We start from the raw sequence: 2,232 nt of genomic DNA on the forward strand, positions 1-2,232 counted from the left end.
ACATTTTTCATACTACAGTTAGAAAAATAAAAAGCGTAATGTAAGTAAAAAAATACTTAAGGTTTCTATTATGAATATTCAATTAGCTGAACTTGCCCAACCCGGTGCTATTTCAAATCCAAACACTTTCGCTGAATATCTCACTTTCGTGTTTAAGGAAAATAGTAATAATGATGACGTAAAAGAGATCTTCGCCAAAATACAAGTGATTGAGAAATCCATTGCTCAAAAAGATTTAACCGCGCAGCTTTCATTAACCATCGGTATATCTAATCATGGCTGGTCTCGCGTATTTCCCGATATTCAAGCACCTGCGTTATTACATGATTTTATTGAAATGAAAGACGGTGAGCGTCACTTCCCAAGTACACCGGGCGATGTCTTCATCATGATTAAATCTGAGCGTATGGATTTGAATTTCCAAGCGGCAAAATACATCGCATCAGCTCTACAGCCTGTAGCAACGCTAATTGAAGATATTCAAGGTTTTAAATATTTAGACAACCGCGACATGATCGACTTTGTTGACGGTACTGAAAACCCGAAAGATGAAGCGCGATACAACGCCGTTTTAGTCGCTAATGACTGTGACATTCATCAAGGTGGTAGCTACTTAACAGTACAACGCTATGTTGATCGCCAAGGGCTATGGGATAAACAAGCAACAGAATATCAAGAGCAAGTCATTGGCCGTACTAAACTTGATGACATTGAACTTGATGATGATGTAAAACCTGCTTGGGCACATAACAATAAAAGCAAAGTGATCATTGATGATCAAGAGATCAAAATGCTACGTCAGAACCGTCCATTTGGTAATGCGATGGAACACGGTACGATGTTTGTAGGCTTTGCAGCATCACCTGAAATTTTAGATATCGCTTTAAAACAAATGATTTATGCTGACAATAACGGGGATTACGACCGTTTACTTGATTTCGTTGAAGCGAAAACAGGTACGCACTACTTCATTCCTTCACAAACATTAATGAACACTTTTGCAGATTAATATCGCTAATATTCCCTTGCCCGCCAATAAAAATTGGCGGGCATTTTTCTTTTAAAATCAGAAACTAATAAAACTATAAATTATTACAATTATAAGCCTTTGAAAAATAACAAATACATTATATTTTACAGAATAATTTCTTGATTCCTCGCACGTTCTGTTGTCCCCTATACACTTAATAATTAACTCTATCTATTTATTAGCACTTACGAAGACTATTTCTGGGGGCAAGAATGCGCAAAACCCTTTTAACCCGAGTATCATTAGTAGCACTTGCTGCTGCAGTTGCGGGTTGTTCATCGACACCACCTCCGCCGCCAGCACCAACGGTTGAAAAGAATTTTAAAACAGTAGCAAGTCAATTTATGACTTCAGATGCAACGCGTAGCCAAGGCACCGTTGTCGATCAAGGTATGTTCTACCCTAAAGAAACCTTCTCATTAAGCTACCGTTACTGCTCAGCAAGCCAAGAGCAAGCGACACAAGACATTGAGCAGTTCTACCAACTAGCGAAAAAAACGTGTAAAGCTAACGCTGGCACTATGATCAACCAAGAAAACGACGCTTGGTGTGTTACGCATCCTAATACTGCCGAAGAAACACCTGTGTTCTCTGCACGTATTACATCAACAGATCTATGGGCTGATGTTTGTCCAACTGGACCTTTTGTAACCATGCGTGTGATTGAGAACAAAGACGTTGATCAAGCCGCATGGATTGATGGCGCAAAACAGCTTGGCTACCAACCTTTTTCTGTACACCGCAAAATCGTACCGTCAAGCCAATCACAAGCCGCTTTATTTAATGAAGTAGAAACCCCTGCACCAGAGCAAGAGCCATGGACAGAAGAAACCGGCTTTATTGCAACACACGTGGGTGAAACGGTTTGTATGTACAAGAAAACCAAAGATGAAGCTTACGGCGTGACCTATAAAGGTAAGATCCAAAGTATCAAAGACAACCGTGTTACTGTATTAGCAACAGAAAAGCTAAAAGGCGATATTCGCGTTGCACCAGAAATGGATCAACTGCCTTGGTATAAAAATGCGGTAATCGAAGCAGATGCTCGTTCTTGGTTCATTTGTCACTAATTCAACCTATTTAAACTCTCTTTCTTTAAATAGTGATTAAAAAATAAAAGCCCCGATGATGTGACCCCATAAAGTTGGACATTTCGGTTAAGCGGCTTGTAAGGCCTGATTTCGATATTCAATCGGAGTCAG

General features: G+C 39.7%; 2 protein-coding genes. Both read left to right on the top strand.

Going from position 1 to position 2,232, the window contains the following annotated elements:
• The first annotated feature begins 70 nt into the window (after positions 1 to 70).
• Positions 71 to 1,009 carry a Dyp-type peroxidase gene (locus E5A76_RS14165; RefSeq protein ID WP_161119310.1) on the top strand — a complete coding sequence of 313 codons (939 nt, stop codon included), beginning with the start codon at positions 71 to 73 and terminating at the stop codon, positions 1,007 to 1,009.
• A gap of 233 nt (positions 1,010 to 1,242) precedes the next feature.
• The gene (locus E5A76_RS14170; RefSeq protein WP_161119311.1) at positions 1,243 to 2,100 is read left to right on the top strand and encodes a hypothetical protein; all 858 of its coding nucleotides are present in this window, start codon (positions 1,243 to 1,245) and stop codon (positions 2,098 to 2,100) included.
• Positions 2,101 to 2,232 lie beyond the last annotated feature (132 nt).

This window comes from Photobacterium lucens, from assembly GCF_009873615.1.
Lineage (GTDB): Bacteria > Pseudomonadota > Gammaproteobacteria > Enterobacterales > Vibrionaceae > Photobacterium > Photobacterium lucens.

Excerpts from the sequence above, each read along its gene's own strand:
- E5A76_RS14165 (WP_161119310.1), top strand. The coding sequence starts at position 71 with ATGAATATTCAATTAGCTGAACTTGCCCAACCCGGTGCTATTTCAAAT.
- E5A76_RS14170 (WP_161119311.1), top strand. The coding sequence starts at position 1,243 with ATGCGCAAAACCCTTTTAACCCGAGTATCATTAGTAGCACTTGCTGCT.